We start from the raw sequence: 17,506 nt of genomic DNA, 5'->3' as shown, positions 1-17,506 counted from the left end.
GCACAATTAACATTTTTCAGCAAAGGGTTAGATCATCTAAGATAGAGGAGAAATTTTATGGAACTAGTTATTATTCTCTTAGCGCTGGGGTTGTTAATGTTTATCGCCTACCGCGGATTTTCAGTCATCATTTTTGCACCGGTATGTGCATTATTTGCGGTATTATTAACAAATCCAGATTATGTTCTCCCGTTTTATTCGAATGTCTTTATGGGAAAAATGGTGGAATATATAAAATTATATTTTCCTATTTTCTTGCTGGGAGCTATTTTTGGTAAAGTAGTAGAAATGTCCGGTTTAGCACGTTCCATCGCCACCACCTTGATTCAATTAGTGGGACGCAAGCGTGCCATGTTAGTTATTGTTTTATTGTGCGCAATTCTTACCTACAGCGGCGTAAGCTTAGTCGTTGTGGCATTTGCTGTATATCCGTTTGCAGCCAATTTGTTTAGACAATCCAATATTCCGAAACGGTTAATTCCGGGAACGATTGCCCTTGGTTCTTTTACCTTTACAATGGATGCGCTGCCAGGTTCCCCACAGGTGCAAAACGTTATTCCGACAACATTTTTTAAAACAAACCTTTATGCCGCACCTACACTTGGAATTATCGGGGCCATTTTCATCTTTACAGTCGGGATGCTGTATTTAGATTCACGCCGGAAAAAAGCAGAAAAAGCCGGTGAAGGCTATGATAGCTTTGGAACGATTACCGAAGAGGAAATTAAAATCGACTTAGATGTAAAAGAAAGCGTCGGCCGCAAAATATTTGCCTTTGTTCCGGTTGTCCTAGTTGGTGTGTTAAATAAGGTGTTAACCACAGTGATTCCAAAATGGTATCCAAATGGTTTTGATTTTTCGAAGATCGGTTTAACGACTTTCCCGAACATTGAAACGGCACAAGTCGTTGGTATTTGGTCAGTTGAAATTGCTCTTCTTGCAGGGATTTTTGCCACTATTTTGTATAATCGAAAACCTGTTCTGACGAATTTTAAGGTTGGCATGAATGTCGGGATTGGCGGGGCACTGCTAGCAATCATGAACTCTGCTACTGAATATGGTTTTGGTGCTGTTATTTCAAATTTGCCTGGATTTGCGATTGCAAGAGACGGCATCTCCAAAGCATTTGAAAATCCTTTATTAAACGGTGCCGTAACGACAAACGTTCTGTCTGCTATTTCAGGCTCTGCATCGGCGGGTATTGCCATTTCATTAGGTATTATGAGTAAAACCTATATTGAACTGGCTAATCAATTTGATATTCCACTAGAAGTTATGCACCGTGTTATTTCTATGGCATCGGGAGGGATGGATACACTTCCACATAACGGAGCTGTTATTACATTACTCGCGATCACTGGTCAGACACATAAGCAATCCTATCGCGATATATTTGCGATTACGATTATCAAAACAATCGCTGCATTCTTTGTAATTGGTGTTTATATGGTAACTGGAATTGTTTAAGAAATTTATAAAGAACTAGTTGCGAAAACAGGCAAGTAGACGATGTCTAAATGTGGACAAGTCTGCTTGCCTTTTTGCACTTATTAAGCTTTCCGGTTATAAAGTTATTTTTCCAGTACTATATTTTAATATATTTGCTAGTTTTTAAGAAAAAATGAAGAGGATTGTGTTAATCTCAATTTAATAAGTATCGCAAGATAAAAAACCTTAAGCAGAGGTTGTGCTTCAAATGATCGAAGAGTTATTAATAAATGCCGATGAGTGTTATCAGCAGGCTGAGCAAAAGGCTGCTGAATATTTTCGGACGCTATACAAACTGGTCACAGAAAAAAGCTATGTCACTGCTTTGACAACGGATTTCCAAGAGTGGAAACACAACCATATTCGTCATCCTCTATTAACCTTCCTATTTCGAAGAAGGCAAAGGCCGGATTTTCGGGGATACTACCAATATATTCAATGGCTCGACTATACCGGTAAACTGGACGATTATCTGGATCGAAGCATTTCCTATCTTTACATGCGGGACCTCGGCAAATCTCTGGAGTCACCAGAAATACAGGCCAGGGTACGGAGTGTTGTGTCCAATTTAAAAAATCACCTGACAAGCCTTGATGACAAAACTGATTTTTTCAGCATGGCCGGTTTGTATCGCTGGGCGCAGAAGGAAGGGATTGAATCCGCCTTTATTTGGCTGATGAACAAACTGAAAATCGTATCCGACAACATTCCGGAGGGAATGGATCCCGAGCATGCCAAACGAAAATTGATTAAAATCATTGCGGGGGTCATCCTGCATGTAAATGAAGAAATGGCTGATGAAACTGCCCAAGAAGAACGGAGCCAGAGGCTTGATGAAGCCATCAGGCTGGGTTATGCCTACGGTCTGACCTATCCCTTTATTGACGATCTACTAGATGCCCATGTTTTGTCCAATAAAGAAAAAGAGGAATACTCCAGTTTAATCCGGACCACCCTTGTTACAGGATCTGTTCCTGATTTAGGCAACTGGATAGGACCTAATGCCAGTCTCATTTGTTATATTCATTCTGAACTCCGCGATGCCTTTGACTATATTAAGTCCCATCAGCATCCGGAAACGAGAAAGCATTTTTCCGAGCAGGCCTACATCTTTTTTAATTCTCAAGAAGTGGACCGTGTTAAAAGTTTATCCAACCCTAATTACACCAATGAAGAACTGTACATACCGATCATTTTAAAATCGTCTTCGTCCCGATTAATTGCCCGTTCTGTCATCAGCGCTCCTGAGGATGAGGGGTTTGACAACCGGACCTTCTTTTACGGCATTTATAATCAACTGGCGGATGATTTTGCCGATATGTTCGATGACATAAAAGACGGTGCCGTCACGCCGTATACCTACTATATGAAATACCACAACCAGCGCGATGACCTTATCAACCCATTTGAGTTGTACTGGGCGGTTATTGCTAATTTGATTCACAATGTCTTTCACTCCGATCCAAAGACATGCGAGGTCATACTGGACCGAGCCATAAACGGCCTGAAACGATTTAAGGTGCGTCTAGGAACAAACAAATACAATGAAGTGATGGATTTATTTGCTTCGGGCAATCCTACATTTAATCGTGTTATTCAAAATATGGTTCAGAAGGCAGACGATGTGGATTTCTTTGATAAGCTGCTGCGCGACCATATTATTACAAATTTAAAAAATGACCGTTTGGAGCAAGACGACTTTTTAGATAGAATCGAAACGGTGCGCGACCAAATTAACGGGACCTTGAAAATTGAAGATGTGCCATTAAGGAATGACCCCATTAGCGATGCCGCCAATTACAGTCTTGAGGGTGACGGGAAGCGGCTGCGGCCCATTATGACGTGGGTCATGGGTGTTGATGGATATGGTTTGGACGGTTCCGCCATTACTCCGCTTTTACGGTCATTAGAATACATGCATACGGCATCACTTATTTTTGATGACCTTCCGTTTCAGGACAATGCTGCAATCCGCAGGGGACGGCCAACTCTGCATAAGACCTATAACATCGCCATTGCTGAACTAACTGCTCTTTTTTTAACCCAAAAGGCGATCGAGGAACAGACTTCGCTTACCTCGTTCAATGCAGAAACAGTGCTTCGCTTGATTCAATATTCGGTCCAGGTAACAGAGGATATGTGTAAGGGGCAGGCGATGGACCTGGAATCTAAAGGCAAGCCATTAACACTGGAACAACTGAATGTCATGTGCTTTTATAAAACCGGAATTGCTTTCGAAGCGGCTTTAATCATGCCGGCAATTCTTGCACAAGCTCACGCGTCCGAACAGTCCGCCTTGAAAAAATTCGCCAGGCATGCCGGCATTGCCTTTCAGATTAAGGATGATCTTCTAGATTTGGAAGGGGATCAGAACGTATTAGGGAAACCCGCAGGCAAGGATGCTGATAACAACAGCTCAACGTTTGTATCCATCCTGGGCGCAGAAGATGCAAAAAAAGCGATGTGGGACCATTATTGTCTGGCAATGGACACACTAGAGGAAGTGCCGCGCAACACGACTTTTTTGAAACATTTAATGAACTATATTGTTAATAGGGATCATTAAAAAGAGGGGACGGTTCTTTTGCTTCATTTTTTGAAGCAAAAGAACCGTCCCCATGTTTCAGTATATGACAACCGGTTCGTATGTGCTGAGATTTTCGTATACGACTTTCATATCGTCTGGTTGTGTGTTGACGCAGCCGTGCGAGCCATCGTTAAGATAGGCATTGCTTGCCCAGTTTTTCCGCCAGCTGGCATCGTGGAACCCTTGTCCATCGTTCGTAAAAGGAGCCCAATAATTTACCTGTACTTGATAACTTGGTTTTCCTCCGAGTTCCCTGCCTGTTAGTATGGAAGGAGATCGTTTATAGAGAATATACCAAACTCCTGTTGAAGTATCATTGCCAGTGCTGTGTTTTCCAGTCACGACATTTGTTGTGATGACCAATTTACCATCTTTGTAAATCCAAATTCGCTGTTCGGCAAGGGATACTTCAGCATACGTGTCGCCAATTCCGTTGTTCGCGGTTGTATCGTAACCGTAGCCTTCACCCTTCCATCCGTGTCCAATAACATTGGATGCTGCAATGGAATTCTCTCCCTTTTCAAAAGCTGCTTGAATTTGAGCAGTTTCTTTGTCAACATCTAATGCCCAGCCGTAGCCTTTTCCTTTTACAGATATGACCGAACCCGAGTGGGTCTTAAATGAGAAGTCTTTATTTAATGTGGATTTTGTCTCATTTATTTCCGCAACTTTGTTTTTTATGTCATTCGGGTCAATTGTAACTTTCAAATCCTTAGTCACAGAGGCATTTTTAATTACTTCACTAGCTTTTAAAGAAAAGACTTGATCCTGAACCTTATACTCAACAGTCTGCCCAAGAAGTTCTTGCAGCTTTTTCTGTTCATTTTTTACAATGGCGCTATTTTCTTTGATTGGCTGTATGTATAAAGGATTAAGATGAATGTCACTCTGATAATGCTGCTTGTCGTATTCCTTCAATAGGCTTGAGACGTCATACTGCTCTCCATCCTTGCTTTTGGTGATAACAATACTGCCCTGCGCAAGCTTCGCCTCTGCATCTTGGGGTGCTTTTAAACTTTTATTCATGGATAGGAGCTTTTCTTCCACAAGTTTTTTCATTGTTTCGCTTCGGAATTGGTCTGCCTTTTCAGGTATCAGATGATAATTTTTTGCCTTTGTAGATGGAAAAAATGTCCACTGGCTTTTTAGTATTTTCTTAACCTCAGGCAAATCCTGGTCCGCAAAACCCATCTTTGTATCTTCTTCATCTAAAATTTGCTGCTGTCCGACAAAGACCCTATTTTGTAGGACAGTGGTTTGTAATTTTTTTAATGCTTGATCAGCCGTCATCCCACCGACTTTTATATCATTAATCGTAGTCTGCGAATTGAATCGGGTTGCCTGGTAATAACTGACTCCTGCAATAATGAGTACGATAATGACGGTGCTGCCTGCTGTGATAAACTTCCAACTTTTATGCTGTTTGACCGATTTGCCTCGTCTGCTCTGGATTTCGCCAGCCAAATTCACTTCTGTGTTACTCATTAATCTTCCCCCATAAATGCCTAATAACATCGGTATAATTTCCACCGACTTTAATCCCATAACTCCCTTTTAGTCTACAACAATATGCTTAATTAATCATTAATAATTTACTAGATTTTCATAGTATAAAATAAGTGCTAATTTAAACCATCTTAGGATAAACTGAATATAAATTAGAGCATAGGGACGGTTCTTTTGCTTCAGAAGCAAAAGAACCGTCCCCATGCTTCAAAGAAGGGATAAAGAAAATATGAGTAATCCAGGCTGGAATTTTGATAATAGTTATGCACAACTCCCGAAAGCTTTTTTTACTGATACGAAACCTGCTCCAGTTGATTCACCAAAATTGGTTATTCTTAACGGTCATTTGGCATCTGCTTTGGGGTTGAATCCAGAGGTTCTTCAGGGTGAAGAAGCTGTTGAGGTGTTTGCTGGAAACAAAATACCCGAAGGTGCTGCGCCGCTTGCGCAAGCCTATGCCGGGCATCAATTTGGCTATTTTACAATGCTGGGGGATGGACGGGCAGTGCTGCTGGGGGAGCAAATCACTCCGGACGGAAAACGGTATGATATTCAACTAAAGGGCTCAGGCAGAACACCGTTTTCCCGCGGAGGGGATGGACGGGCGGCGCTTGGACCGATGCTTCGAGAATATATCATTAGTGAAGCCATGCATGCTCTAGGTATTCCGACTACCCGCAGTCTGGCCGTGGTGACTACAGGGGAAGCCATTTATCGTGAAACCGAGCTTCCTGGTGCCATTTTGACACGCGTTGCGTCCAGTCATATTAGGGTTGGAACCTTTCAATATGCTGCCGGGAAAGGCAATGTGGATGAATTAAGGATTCTGGCTGACTATACAATAAAACGCCATTATCCTGAAGTCGCTGATGATAATAAAAAGTACCTGTCATTTCTTAAGGAGGTCATAAAACGTCAGGCCTCACTGATTGCCAAATGGCAGCTCGTCGGTTTTATTCACGGGGTCATGAATACGGACAATATGACTATTAGCGGAGAGACCATCGATTATGGCCCTTGTGCCTTTATGGACACCTATGATCCGGCAACGGTATTCAGTTCTATCGACAGGGAGGGACGTTATGCCTATGGCAATCAGCCGTTTATTGGCGGGTGGAATCTGGCCCGATTTGCGGAAAGCTTATTGCCGCTGCTTCATGAAAACGAGGAGGAAGCAGTTAAATTGGCCCAAGAGGCTATTTCAGAATATGACGGGTTATACCGCCAAAATTGGCTTGCCGGAATGCGGGCAAAGCTGGGTCTTATTAATGAAGAGGCAGAAGATGAATCGCTTGTGGAAGACCTGCTTAGCCTAATGCAAAAAAATCGTGCTGACTACACCAATACCTTCCGAGCTTTAACATTGAATCGTTTGGAGGGAGCGGAGCTGTATAATGCACCGGAATTTTCCGAATGGCATAAGCGTTGGCAGGCAAGACTCGGCATGCAGCAGGAAGCAACAGAGGAATCCCAAAAGTTAATGCGGAATTCCAATCCCTCTGTCATCCCGCGCAACCACCGAGTGGAGGAAGCTCTTGATGCAGCAGTCAGTCAAGGCGACTTCAGCGTAATGATGAACCTCCTAAGTGCTCTGTCGCACCCTTTTGCCTACGTACCAGAACAGGAAGAATACTGTACAATTCCTGCAGTTACGAACAAACCATACAGAACTTATTGCGGTACATGATTAGGAAAGGAAAACTTCGTCGGTTTCCGTTTTATTCCTAAGTTTGTCGTGAGACTCCTGAATTTTGTAGTTAAGAAGCAAAATTATGTCGTGAGTTCCTATTTTTATGTAATGAGCGCAGTGAAATTTGAATTGAAAAAGAAGCTCCAACCCAGGCTGGAGCTTCTTTTTATTTTATGAAAAAAATTTAATATACTCCTACCGCATCAAATGATTTATTAACTGCAGTAACCTCCGCAGAGCTAGCCCCATAAAGATCCGCAGCAGCTTGTACCAGAGCAGCGCGTGCCTGGCTGAAGGTAGAGGAGGCTGTTAAGTAGACGGTATTTGCACGATAATAAATTGCCCCCACTTTATCATTGCCGATCCCCTGAACCGTTACACCATAATGAGTTCCACCGACAGCCAGCAGGTAGGCAGCTTTATTGATAATGCCGCTGTTCGTATGAACGCCGCCGTTATCACTTGTTCCAGTATAACGTTTTGAATAATGATCCGGATCGCCGTATTTCGTTGGATCACTCATCGAACGAAGGGCATCATTTGCCTTTGCTGGAGTATAAACGTCCTCGCCAATCTCATAATCTGGATTTTTCCCATTATAAAATTCAACAAGTGTACCAAAAATATCAGAAATGGCTTCATTTAATGCTCCGGACTCATTTTGGTAGACTAAATCTGAACTAGTGTCTGTAACCGCATGGGTCAGCTCGTGGGCAACAACATCAATACCACCTGATAACGGGATAAAGGTAGTTCCGTCTCCATCCCCATACACCATTTGACTGCCATTCCAGAAGGCGTTGTTGTAGTTTCGGCCATAGTGGACCGTCGATTTTAAGGCTCCTCCCTTATTATCATAGGAATTGCGGGCAAAGAAATTTTTATAGTAATCAAAGGTTTTGCCTGCATAATAGTGGGCATCAACCGCAGGACTCTCATAAGAACTATTTAACAGGTTGTCAACACTTGTCCAAAGTGTCCCTGGCGTACGGGAACGGTTGGACGCATCATATGTGATTACACCGTTTCCTCTTGTATTATCCTGCAGATAATAAGTTGAACTGGATAAAAGCATGTTTAAGGCCTTCGTATCTCCTAAAACACCAACTCCGCTGCCCGTTGTATTTGTACCTGTTACGCCTGGGCCGGTTTTTGCTTCATGAAGGTCATTGTATTTATTTAAAATTTCCCCAGTGGCCGCATCAATAAAATAATTATAGTTTCCTGGTTTTGGTTCTAGGAAATTTAAGTTTACTAGATATGCATAGTTAGCATCATTACCTTGTGTGAAAACAACCAGATCAGCAGATGGCTTTTTCTCGTATTCAGGAGAAAGCCCAAGATCTGCTTCCGCAATTTTTATTGCTTGATTGGCATTGACCTTTTTCTCCTTGTTCAGCCCTTTTTTCGTTTCCAAGTCTGGAGTGACTGTTCCGGAGAATACATTCAGAGTTCCGTCCTCCGCGACAAACGCTGCCTGTGCAGCGCCCCAAACAGGAACACCGTTGTACAATTGTTGGAGTCTCAGCGCCGTTCCGCCAAGCTTGTCTTTATTGCTGGAGGTGATTTTGAACGATTCCAATGCGGATTTGGAACCAAGTTTAAATTTGTCTTTGTTAGCGTTTACATAATCAAGAACAATAGCTTCTGCACTTTTACCTGAGGGGTTTGTAAGCTTGCCTGAAATAAACTCTGGGGATCCAACTAGCTCATTGTATTTGTAGTTGGACAGGACATTTTTCGGTGCGGCAAATGATGATGCTGGGGCAATGGCACTGGCAGCGAGACCGATTGACAATCCGAAAGCTAAAACCTTTTTCTTCACTAAAACTCCTCCTTGGAAAACATATTAATTTTTAAAACTATCATATTACCTCGATAGGTCGTGAATTCATTTTACTATCAAAAATAGCCATGAAAAAGAAAAGGTTTTCATTTTGATGTTGGGAAAAAATCAAAAAAGTAGAGAAAATTTTTAAAAAAAGACAGTGGCATTTCCAAAAATACTGTTATATAATTCTTTGTAAATACCAAAGTTGTTATATAACAATTTGAACGAAAGGGGAAAAAATGATGAACAAGGTAGATTCAATTGCACGGAGAATTCTTGGTTGGAAGTTAAATAGGTGGGATCGTTGGTACGATTATGAAAAGGGAATGTTCATCCATGACGCAGACTTTCAACCTGAGCACAACCTTGATCATGCGATGATGATTGTTGACAGATTAGAGAATTTAGGATTTACCTATACAAACAAAGGGCCATCAGAGGTTTGCTTCAATGATGTAACGGGAACTGGGGAAACATTGGCTCAGGCGATTACTAATGCAGCCTACTCGATCATCGAAAGAAGCACAGAAGCTGTCAGCAGCAGACTATGGTCAAAGCTTTGCTAAATTAACTCAAAAAAAATGGACCGTCTTCGATAGACGATCCATTTTATTATGGTCTAGGGAATTACAGATTAAGTCATTGATAACTTGTTACCTGGATAGACACGTCCAGCTCCAACGCTCTAGCGGCTAGTGACCTTCGCTCTCCGCCCTACGATAAGTCAAGCACGAATGCGCTTGCGCTCTTCGTGTTACCTTTATCTCAGGTTGGAGAGCTCCAGGCCATACGCCGCTGACCAGGGCGCTTGTGCTTTTGTTCTTACCGTGCATCTGCAGGCTTTAAGTTCTTCTTCTCAAGCCATGTTAAACCAATATATAATACTGCCATGGTCACTCCGGTCCCGATAACAAACCCGCCGCCATGAACAAGAACAGCGCCAATCCATAGGATACTTAGAATAAAGTGAGCCGAGCGAATCGGTTTTTTCTTCTTCCGGTCCAGTACATATCCGTATATAGCCAAACAAAGCAGCAATAAAAAGGCAGAAGCGCCCGTTAAATTGTCTGTTTTTGTGAATTCCTTAATTAAGTAGTATCCGCCATGGATGGCAACAAGGGCCAATGCCGCCCAGCCGGTATACGTATGAATGCTGTGAGCTTTCCGAGCACCTACTTTAACAATCGGAAACGGAGATTTCAATTTCTTTTTCAAAAGAAACCATGAAAAACTCAACGCCCCTGCCAAAATCGCGCCGTTCCCCATTAGCTTAAAAATTCCGCCTTCGTCCTCGCGCTCCCGGGGCTTGCCAGCCAATTTTTCCGGACCATCGTGGGGAGTTGTAATTTGATAATATAGAAATAATCCGATTAATATTAGGCAAATTAGAACAGTAATGATAATAGGAATATAAACCTTAATATTCTTTTGCATTTGGCCCTCCCTTTTAAATTTAGTATTTCCCTCATTCTAAAGGACCAATCTTAAATTTTTCTTAAAATCATCTTAATATTAAAAAAATAAGAGGGGAATCACATAGATTATCGACTTAAAGGTAGGAAAAGGTTTAAGATATAAAATAGAGTGTATTGAAATAAGAACGAGGTGTATGTTTTGAAAATTGCATTTATAGCACATGACCAAAAGAAAAACGACATAGTGAATTTTGCTGTGGCATATGAGCCGATCTTTTGCAAGCATGAATTATACTCGACTGGCACAACTGGCAGCAGAATCATGGAAAAAACCAACCTGAAAATTCACCGATTTAATTCGGGTCCTCTTGGGGGAGACCAGGAAATAGGTTCCCTAATCGCTAAGAACCAAATGGATATTGTGTTCTTCTTCCGTGACCCATTGACAGCGCAGCCGCATGAGCCTGACATTTCAGCATTAATCCGTTTGTGTGATGTGTACTCCATTCCGTTAGCCACCAACATGGGAACGGCGGAAATACTTATTCATGGTTTAGAACGAGGCGACATAGACTGGCGCAATATTGTCCATGAACAAAGAACTGAATAGAAGGAAAAAAGCATCATTCATAATCATCAATTATGTCTGATGCTTTTTTTATCATCATCTTAAGTATTCAAGTCGAGTAACAATTTCATTATCGTGGCAAAATATTTTTAAATAATCTGGAATAGTAGTAACATTAGCTATAGAAACACAAAGGAGTAATGTTGAATGGTAGAAAATATTTTAGCGACATATGCTTCGATGCTGGATTGGCATATGTGGGCAGAAGTATTAACTTCGCCAAAGGCATGGGGGCTGATTCTCTCATTGGCTGTACTGGAATGTATCTTATCGGCGGATAATGCGCTAGTGTTGTCGGCGTTCGTAAAACCTTTGCCGAAAAAACAGCAAAAGAAAGCATTAGTATACGGTCTTTGGGGAGCGTATTTATTCCGCTTTATTTTCATCGGTTTGGGAACTTTTTTGATAAAGCTTTGGTTTATTAAATTAATTGGTGCGTTGTATTTGCTTTGGCTTGCGGTTAAGTTCTTTATTGACAAATTTAAGAGCAGTGAGGATGGAGACGAGGAAAAAGCACGGGAGCCAAAAGGCTGGTTAATGAAAACTTTCGGAGTCTTCTGGGCGACTGTTATCAGCGTTGAGCTCATGGATTTGGCCTTTTCCGTTGATAGTATCCTTACCGCACTTGCGGTTTCCGATGAGGTTTGGGTGATCCTGCTTGGAGGGATGATTGGGATTCTAATGATGCGAGGGGTTGCGACATTCTTCATTTCGCTGATGAACAGAGTGCCGGAGCTTGAAACAACGGCTTATGTACTGATTACCTTTATTGCTGTAAAAATGGGATTGACATTGATTGATATTCATATTGCAAATGAAATCTTTATCGTTGTCCTTATCTTGGCGTTTGTGGTTACGTTTATAATCCATGGAATTCGTTCAAGAAGAGGAGAAAAAGTATCACATTAAATATTGGGTAAACCCAGTCTTTTGGACTGGGTGTTTTTTTGATTTAGTGAACCTAATCTAGGACCCCCATAAACGGCTTCAGGCTGAAATAGTCCAGCGCCTGATTGACATCGTGAACATTATAAATTTTTTTCTCCAAACAGAATTGAATAACTAAATCGAAAGTATCGCTGTCAGATAAAGAATAGCCGGCCGAACTTAACAGTTTGTCGGTTTCTTTTTTGTTTAATTCAAGGGCAAGCGCCAAGGCTACTACTGTATTTTTTCGTGGGCGGTATTCTGGATTCGAGCGGATTTTAGAAAAATGCCTGCGATCCAATCCGGCTTTTTTGTAGATTTCTGTGTCGGCAGTTCCTTTTTTATCTATCAATTTGAATAGAGTTTGGTTGAAGGTCGGCTGGCGCTTATTTTTAATAAAATCTTCTAACCCAATACTATGTTTTTCATTAGACTCCATCATTGAGTAAGTAAGGAAGTTTAAGTTTCTTTCAACATATTCCTGCAATTCAATTAATAGTTGTTTATTCAGCATATTTCTCTCTCCCTTGAAATGTCGCTTTCAAGGCGACCAATTTTCAAATGAAAATTTCTATTATTATTTTATAAACAATATGGAAAGGATGATAGAGATGAACACGAATTTGACTGAAATTATTTTCCTGCTTGACCGTAGCGGGTCAATGGCAGGACTTGAAAGTGACACAATTGGCGGATTTAACGGGTTTATTGAAAAACATAGGAAGCTAAAGGGTGACACGTTGGTTACAGCCGTGTTATTTGATGACCAATATGAAATACTTTGGAATGGAATTGAGGCAAAGAAGGCTAAACTTACGGATCAGGATTACTATGTAAGAGGTATGACAGCATTGTTGGATGCAGTGGGGAAAACAATTCTAGATGTAGGATATCGATTATCCAAAAAAGATGAGAATAAGCGGCCTGGCAAGGTGATATTTGTTATCACGACTGACGGAATGGAGAATGCAAGCTCTGAATTCACCTATGAAAAAGTGAAAGAGCTATTAAGACATCAGCAGGAGAAATACAATTGGGAGTTTATCTTTTTAGGAGCAAACATAGATGCTGCGAAGGAAGCGGATAGCTTAGGAATAGACGTTGAAAATGCCTTTAACTTTGAGGCATCTGAAAAAGGTGTTGAGGTTATGTATAATATGGTGTGTGAGCAAGTAATGGAGAGAAGGCTGCGCACAAGGAAACTTTAAAGCAGTAGTGTATTTGTTGTAAAATATATAGTATCTATTTTGCTCAGTCTATACGACTGAGTTTTTGTTTTGAGGTGAGTTATGCAAAAGGTAATTGTAATTGGTGCAGGAATACTCGGGGCATCCACTGCTTATCACCTTGCCAAATGGGGGGCAGAAGTTATCATAGTGGACCGGCAAGACCATGGGCAAGCCACTGACGCAGCTGCAGGGATTGTTTGCCCATGGTTGTCCCAACGACGTAATAAAGCTTGGTATCAGTTGGTTAAAGGCGGGGCGCGGTATTACCCAGAATTAATTACACAGTTAGAAGCAGATGGGGAAAAAGATACGGGTTATAAAGGAGTTGGGGCATTAAGTATTCATTCTGATACTAAAAAGTTAGAACAAATGGCGGAACGTGCGCGAGTCCGCCGGGAGGATGCTCCTGAAATAGGTGAGATTACTATCTTGTCTCCAACCGAAACGAATCGACTGTTTCCAGCTTTGTCCGAGGAATTTGGTGCAGTTTATGTTAGTGGCGGGGCACGTGTAAATGGCCGTGCTTTACGTAATGCACTTGTAAACGCTGCAGTAAAGCATGGGGCCCAAGTTATTAAAGGGGATGCCTCATTAATTAGTAACGATAATAAAGTCCAAGGGGTTAAAGTGTCTGAAAAATTATTTTTTGCTGATCAAGTTATCGTCACAGCAGGAGCATGGGCAAAAGAACTTTTGGGACCACTGGGAGTTGAATTTTTGGTAAGGCCACAAAAGGCGCAAATAATTCATTTACAGTTGTCAGACATGGATACTAACTCATGGCCGGTTGTCATGCCGCCATCTGACCAATATATACTCTCATTTGCAGATGGTCGTGTAGTAATAGGAGCTACACACGAAAATGATGCAGGATTTGATAATCGAGTAACGGCTGGAGGAGTCCAAGAAATCTTAAATAAAGCTTTAGCGATTGCACCAGGTCTTGCCGGTGGAACAATTTTGGAAACTAGGGTAGGTTTCAGGCCTTTTACACCAGGTTTTCTTCCCATAATAGGTGGATTGCCTAGTTTTGAAGGGATGTTAGTGGCAAATGGCCTAGGTTCTTCCGGGCTAACTAGCGGACCTTATCTAGGAGCTGAACTAGCTAAATTAGCACTTGATAAACAGACGGAGATTGATTTAATTAACTATAGTGTTGCTGGTGCATTAACGTAATGTTAAATAATACAAAGAGCTTTTCATGCGAAAAGCTCTTTTCTAGTCTAATAAAAAAATTATTTTTTTAAATAATATGTTGATATGGCAATATTGAAAACGCTGTCGGATAAATTGCATTATAATTTAGATGATTGACAAAATAAGAATAGATTTGTAGTATCTTAATATAACTTAATTATTTGTTAATTTAATTTTCTTATCCAGAGCGACCGAGGGACATGGCCCGATGACGTCCGGCAACCCCCGATTGGGAAGGTGCCAATTCCTGCAGAATGATTTCATTCTGAAAGATAAGCTACCGAGATGTTTATTTCGATGCTCCTTTCAGAATGAAAGGGGCTTTTTATTTGGGTATAAAGTCTAGTTTAGATATCGGAAAAATGAGGTAATCAGTATGATTGAAATAAAAAACCTTACTAAAGTTTACAAAACAAAAAAAGGTGAAGTAAAAGGTGTGGATAACGTTTCACTCACCGTAAAAGAAGGCGAAATCTTTGGCATTGTTGGCTATTCCGGTGCTGGAAAAAGCTCGCTGCTTCGTTGTATCAATCTTTTAGAGCGGCCAACCTCTGGCAGTATAACGGTCGATGGCACTGACCTGACATCCCTAAAAGGCGAGCAATTACGATCTTCACGTTTAAAAATAGGCATGATTTTTCAACACTTTTACCTAATCAGCCAAAAAACAGTCTATGAAAATATTTCTTTCTCTTTAAAGGCAGCGAACTACCCTAAAGACCAGGTAAAGCAGAGAGTAGAGGAACTACTCAAAATGGTTGGTCTTTCCGATAAGCGTGATGTCTATCCGTCACAGCTAAGTGGCGGTCAAAAACAGCGGGTCGGTATTGCAAGGGCTCTTGCAAATAATCCGAAGGTGCTTTTATGTGACGAAGCAACATCAGCACTTGACCCTACGACAACAAAGTCGATACTCAATCTGCTGAAAAAAATCAATAAAGAACTCAACATCACTATCGTTTTAATCACGCACGAGATGGATGTTGTTAAAGAAATCTGCAGCCGTATGGCGATTATGCAGGATGGAAAAGTCATAGAAGATGGTTCAGTATACGATATTTTTGCTAATCCACAGGCAGCACTCACCAAAGAATTTATTGAGAGTGTCGTAACCCTTGAAATCCCAGAAGTAATTTTAAATGGCTGTGAAGGGCCAATCGTTAAGGTTACTTTTAGAGGGAAGGTTGCTGGAGAAGGAGTCATTTCTGATACCCTTCAACAATTTAACCTTAAGGGTAATTTCCTACATGGATCTATTGAATATATTCAAGAATTACCGCTTGGCATATTTATTATGGAGCTAAAAGGACAAAAACAAGAAATCGAAAAAGCCCTTCAATACATTGAAAACCGGGCCGCACAAGTGGAGGTGTTACGCAATGGGCTTTGATTTTGCACATCTAATGGAGCTTATTCCGGATATCAATAAAGCATTTTTTCAAACCATCTATATGATTGCTATCTCGTTGGTTGTTTCAACAGTTATCGGACTTCCTGTTGGGATCCTGCTTTACATAACCGACAAAGGATTATTTCTAGAAAATCGTATGGTCCAAAATATCTTGGGTTTTGTCGTCAACATGGTCCGGTCGATTCCTTTCATTATATTGTTGGTGGCATTGCTCCCACTAACGAACTTACTTGTCAGCACAACCATCGGTCCAACTGCAGCTAGTGTTTCATTATCAGTAGCGGCAATTCCTTTTTTCGCAAGAATCGTAGAAAATGCTCTAAGAGAAATCGATAAAGGCGTAATCGAAGCGGCCATTGCTGCTGGGGCAACACCTTGGATGATTATCAAAGATGTCCTATTACTTGAAGCAAGATCCGGAATCATCTCAGGTGTAACCTTAACATTAATAAGTTTAGTAGGATTTTCCGCCATGGCCGGAACAGTCGGCGGCGGCGGTATTGGAGACTTGGCGATTCGCTTCGGTTATTACCGGTACGACAATACCATCATGATTTCAACAGTTTTAATCTTAATTATTTTAGTTCAGGTCATTCAGCTTCTTGGCGATTACATCGCCAAAGTTGTAGATAAAAGATAAACAGGAAAAGGGGAAAATTACAATGAAAAAATGGTTAACAAGCATTATATTACTATGCGTAGTATTCGCGTTGGCAGCTTGCGGAAACTCCGAAGAAAAAGCAGCTAGCGGCAAGGAAAAAGCAGCAGAATCAAAAGATATTAAAATAGGCGCGACCGCCGGCCCATATAGCGACATGGTAACAAAAGCGATTAAACCAGGCTTAGAAAAAAAGGGCTACAAGGTTGAGCTTGTTGAATTTAGTGACTACATCCAGCCAAACAAAGCATTAAACAATGGCGATATCGATGCAAACCTTTTCCAGCACACGATTTACCTTCAAAATTTCGCGAAAGAAAACAACATGGATTTAACAGCACTTATTTCTGTGCCAACAGCACCAATGGGAATTTATTCGAACAAATTCAAATCGATTGACGATGTAAAAGACGGTGCTACTGTTACACTTCCTAACGACCCGACTAACGCTGCTCGTGCCTTAAACACTCTTCGTGATGCAGGTTTGATCACGATTAAAAAGGATGCCGATCCGCTAAAAGTGTCTGAGAAGGACATCGACGAAAACAATAAGAACTTGAAGTTCCAACCAATCGAAGCAGGCCAGCTTCCACGCTCTGTTGAGAGTGCAGATTTAGCTGCAGTACCTGGAAACTTTGCACTTGCTGCAAAAATGAATCTGTTAGATGCTTTAACTCTAGAAGACATGGCAGACAATTACCGTAATATTGTAGCAGTAAAAACTTCCAACAAAGATTCACAGTTATCAAAAGATATTAAAGCTGTTGTCGAATCTGCAGATTTTGAAAAAGTGATTGATGACCAATTCAAGGGTTTTGGAAAACCATCTTGGATGAAAAAATAATTTTTGAAGTAGAGGATATGGATTTAACTCCATATCCTTTTTTATGTTGGATATACAATAACCTAATGGGAATCCTATGAAAAAAAGGAGGATTT

Annotated in this window: 15 protein-coding genes and 1 riboswitch; of the genes, 11 read left to right on the top strand and 4 right to left on the bottom strand. The window is 41.1% G+C overall.

What is annotated here, in order from left to right; translation table 11 throughout:
- Nucleotides 1-57: 57 nt before the first annotated feature.
- Nucleotides 58-1,467, top strand: a complete 1,410-nt coding sequence (locus KHA99_RS13870) for a GntP family permease (RefSeq protein WP_213118086.1) — start codon at nucleotides 58-60, stop codon at nucleotides 1,465-1,467.
- Between the two features lie 229 nt (nucleotides 1,468-1,696).
- Nucleotides 1,697-4,054 carry a polyprenyl synthetase family protein gene (locus tag KHA99_RS13865; RefSeq protein ID WP_213118085.1) on the top strand — a complete coding sequence of 786 codons (2,358 nt, stop codon included), beginning with the start codon at nucleotides 1,697-1,699 and terminating at the stop codon, nucleotides 4,052-4,054.
- 57 nt (nucleotides 4,055-4,111) lie between these two features.
- Here KHA99_RS13865 and KHA99_RS13860 read toward each other — a convergent pair whose 3' ends face one another.
- Nucleotides 4,112-5,560, bottom strand: a complete 1,449-nt coding sequence (locus KHA99_RS13860; protein ID WP_213118084.1) for a L,D-transpeptidase family protein — start codon at nucleotides 5,558-5,560, stop codon at nucleotides 4,112-4,114.
- 250 nt (nucleotides 5,561-5,810) lie between these two features.
- Here KHA99_RS13860 and KHA99_RS13855 point away from each other — a divergent pair, with 250 nt between their 5' ends.
- Nucleotides 5,811-7,268 (top strand): protein adenylyltransferase SelO, encoded by a 1,458-nt coding sequence (locus tag KHA99_RS13855; RefSeq protein ID WP_213118083.1) that lies wholly within the window; start codon nucleotides 5,811-5,813, stop codon nucleotides 7,266-7,268.
- 187 nt (nucleotides 7,269-7,455) lie between these two features.
- Here KHA99_RS13855 and KHA99_RS13850 read toward each other — a convergent pair whose 3' ends face one another.
- Nucleotides 7,456-9,096, bottom strand: coding sequence for a M4 family metallopeptidase (locus tag KHA99_RS13850; RefSeq protein WP_213118082.1), 1,641 nt, complete (start codon nucleotides 9,094-9,096; stop codon nucleotides 7,456-7,458).
- A 248-nt stretch (nucleotides 9,097-9,344) separates the two neighbouring features.
- Between KHA99_RS13850 and KHA99_RS13845 the strand changes: the two genes are divergently transcribed.
- The gene (locus KHA99_RS13845) at nucleotides 9,345-9,668 is read left to right on the top strand and encodes a BC1872 family protein (RefSeq protein ID WP_213118081.1); all 324 of its coding nucleotides are present in this window, start codon (nucleotides 9,345-9,347) and stop codon (nucleotides 9,666-9,668) included.
- 256 nt (nucleotides 9,669-9,924) lie between these two features.
- On the opposite strand, the gene KHA99_RS13840 is transcribed toward KHA99_RS13845, so the two are convergent.
- A complete protein-coding gene (locus KHA99_RS13840) occupies nucleotides 9,925-10,536 on the bottom strand; it encodes a hypothetical protein (RefSeq protein WP_213118080.1) in 612 nt (203 codons plus the stop codon).
- Nucleotides 10,537-10,716: 180 nt separating this feature from the next.
- Between KHA99_RS13840 and mgsA the strand changes: the two genes are divergently transcribed.
- Both mgsA and KHA99_RS13830 read left to right on the top strand, forming a co-directional pair.
- Complete coding sequence (gene mgsA, locus KHA99_RS13835; RefSeq protein WP_213118079.1) at nucleotides 10,717-11,127, top strand: methylglyoxal synthase; 411 nt, start codon at nucleotides 10,717-10,719, stop codon at nucleotides 11,125-11,127.
- 165 nt (nucleotides 11,128-11,292) lie between these two features.
- Nucleotides 11,293-12,054: a TerC family protein gene (locus tag KHA99_RS13830; RefSeq protein WP_213118078.1), complete on the top strand. Its 762-nt coding sequence runs from the start codon at nucleotides 11,293-11,295 to the stop codon at nucleotides 12,052-12,054.
- Between the two features lie 52 nt (nucleotides 12,055-12,106).
- Here the strand turns inward: KHA99_RS13830 and KHA99_RS13825 are convergent, their stop codons facing one another.
- Complete coding sequence (locus KHA99_RS13825; protein ID WP_213118077.1) at nucleotides 12,107-12,586, bottom strand: hypothetical protein; 480 nt, start codon at nucleotides 12,584-12,586, stop codon at nucleotides 12,107-12,109.
- A gap of 97 nt (nucleotides 12,587-12,683) precedes the next feature.
- On the opposite strand from KHA99_RS13825, the gene KHA99_RS13820 reads away from it, so the two are divergent.
- From KHA99_RS13820 to KHA99_RS13800, 5 genes are all read left to right on the top strand, one after another.
- On the top strand, nucleotides 12,684-13,280 hold the full coding sequence (locus KHA99_RS13820) for a vWA domain-containing protein (protein ID WP_213118076.1): 597 nt from the start codon (nucleotides 12,684-12,686) through the stop codon (nucleotides 13,278-13,280).
- An 81-nt stretch (nucleotides 13,281-13,361) separates the two neighbouring features.
- Nucleotides 13,362-14,477: an NAD(P)/FAD-dependent oxidoreductase gene (locus KHA99_RS13815; RefSeq protein WP_213118075.1), complete on the top strand. Its 1,116-nt coding sequence runs from the start codon at nucleotides 13,362-13,364 to the stop codon at nucleotides 14,475-14,477.
- A 196-nt stretch (nucleotides 14,478-14,673) separates the two neighbouring features.
- Nucleotides 14,674-14,777: riboswitch (SAM riboswitch) on the top strand.
- Nucleotides 14,778-14,874: 97 nt separating this feature from the next.
- Entirely contained in the window at nucleotides 14,875-15,888 is a 1,014-nt protein-coding gene (locus KHA99_RS13810; RefSeq protein ID WP_213118074.1) for a methionine ABC transporter ATP-binding protein, read from the top strand.
- Complete coding sequence (locus KHA99_RS13805) at nucleotides 15,878-16,549, top strand: methionine ABC transporter permease (RefSeq protein WP_213118073.1); 672 nt, start codon at nucleotides 15,878-15,880, stop codon at nucleotides 16,547-16,549. The genes KHA99_RS13810 and KHA99_RS13805 overlap by 11 nt, the downstream gene beginning before the upstream one ends.
- A 22-nt stretch (nucleotides 16,550-16,571) precedes the next feature.
- Nucleotides 16,572-17,411 carry a MetQ/NlpA family ABC transporter substrate-binding protein gene (locus KHA99_RS13800; protein WP_213118072.1) on the top strand — a complete coding sequence of 280 codons (840 nt, stop codon included), beginning with the start codon at nucleotides 16,572-16,574 and terminating at the stop codon, nucleotides 17,409-17,411.
- The last annotated feature ends 95 nt before the right edge of the window (nucleotides 17,412-17,506 follow it).

Source organism: Neobacillus rhizophilus (assembly GCF_018343535.1).
GTDB lineage: Bacteria > Bacillota > Bacilli > Bacillales > Cytobacillaceae > Neobacillus > Neobacillus rhizophilus.
The sequence above is the reverse complement of the archived record's forward strand: the minus strand, read 5'-3'. Positions and strand labels throughout refer to the sequence as shown.